The sequence below is a fragment of the Bacillus sp. P4_D3 genome, from assembly GCF_056401855.1.
This window is the reverse complement of record NZ_JBFUIN010000699.1, coordinates 1-1,588: the sequence shown is the minus strand read 5'-3', so window position 1 is coordinate 1,588 and position 1,588 is coordinate 1. Positions and strand designations below refer to the sequence as shown.

General features: G+C 32.8%; 1 protein-coding gene and 1 pseudogene. Both read left to right on the top strand.

Annotation, left to right across the window (positions count from 1 at the left end; all coding sequences use genetic code 11):
• The first annotated feature begins 219 nt into the window (after positions 1 to 219).
• Positions 220 to 1,215, top strand: coding sequence for a glycoside hydrolase family 25 protein (locus AC1DTM_RS25730; RefSeq protein ID WP_016104772.1), 996 nt, complete (start codon positions 220 to 222; stop codon positions 1,213 to 1,215).
• 144 nt (positions 1,216 to 1,359) lie between these two features.
• Positions 1,360 to 1,588 (top strand): annotated as a pseudogene (prsA, locus tag AC1DTM_RS25725) (peptidylprolyl isomerase PrsA); the annotation flags it as partial.

Genomic DNA, 1,588 nt, shown 5'->3' with positions numbered 1-1,588 from the left:
ATTTGTGATTTCATCCCAATATTTAGTGTGAAATAAACGTAAGTCTATCGTTTACAAATGTAAAAAGAAGAACTTGTTTATTATGGATAAAAAGAAATTATTTAGTTTTAAAAAATGATGAAAATATATTTATTTGTCTTATAGAAGCTTGCTATTAGGCATATGGGTCTAGCAATAATACAAGCTTTGAATAAGATAATAAAAAGGAGTTGATTAGTAATGGGTTATATTGTAGATATTTCGAAATGGAATGGAAATATTAATTGGGATATTGCAGTGTCTCAGCTAGACTTAGTTATTGCTAGAGTTCAAGATGGTTCGAATACGGTCGATTTTATGTATCAAGGTTATGTGAAAGAAATGAAGAAACGTAGTATTCCATTTGGGAATTATGCATTTTGCCGTTTTATATCTATTTCAGATGCAAAAAAAGAAGCGCAAGATTTTTGGAATCGTGGCGATAAAAACGCTAAATTTTGGGTGGCAGATGTAGAAGTTCAAACAATGGTAGATATGCAAGGCGGGACTCAAGCATTTATTGATGAATTACGCCGATTAGGTGCAAAAAAAATTGGTTTATATGTAGGACATCACACGTATGTATCATTTGGAGCTCGCAATATTGATGCTGATTTTATTTGGATTCCTCGTTATGGAGGGAATAAACCAGCATATCCTTGTGATATTTGGCAATATACTGATTCAGGAAATGTTCCTGGTATTGGAAAATGTGATTTAAATCAATTAATTGGGAATAAAAATCTTTCTTGGTTTATAGGTTCAAATCAAACAAATCAATCTAGTATTGGAGATAGTAAGCAACCAAATGGAATTGGTATTGCAGTTTCAAAATATGATGATGGATACGGCATTAATTTATATGAAAATCCTGCGAATCCACAGTTTACAGGAAGACTTACGAAAAAAATCCCATATTTAATCTTTAAAGGTTATTGGGGAGGTGGCGAAAAAGATATGATTTGTTTAGGTAGTGAACAACAGTGGGCTAACTTAGAACATTTTAATGTACAATGGTTTTATGCATATTCCAAATACACACCTGGATATGAAATTAGAACGTACGATGGACCAAACGGGAATGATACAGGTGCGGTCGATGGGAAGGTCCCTTATCGTATTTGGAATCGTCAAGATGGATATATAGATATAGGTGGGAACAAATGGATCAAAGAAGAACATGTGCAGATTAAATGATGTTAAAAAGTCGGCTTTATGCCGGCTTTTGTATTTAATAAAGCTTGTCTCTGGCATGAAGAGAAATACTTGCGGAAAACACATTAATTTCACAATAGCGCTGTATAGTTCCTAATATACATTTATCAAAGTGAGGTATTTGAATTGAAAAAGAAAAAGCTATTTATGGGAACTATTATTACATGTGTGGCGCTAACATTGTCTGCGTGTGGTTCCTCAGAAAATGTTGCAACATCAAAAGTRGGAAACGTGACAGAGAAAGAGTTTAGTAAAGAATTAAGGCAAACATATGGAAAAAGTACTTTATCTCAAATGATGTTAAATAAGGCATTGCTAGATAAATATGAAGTTTCAGATGAAGAAGCTAAAAAAC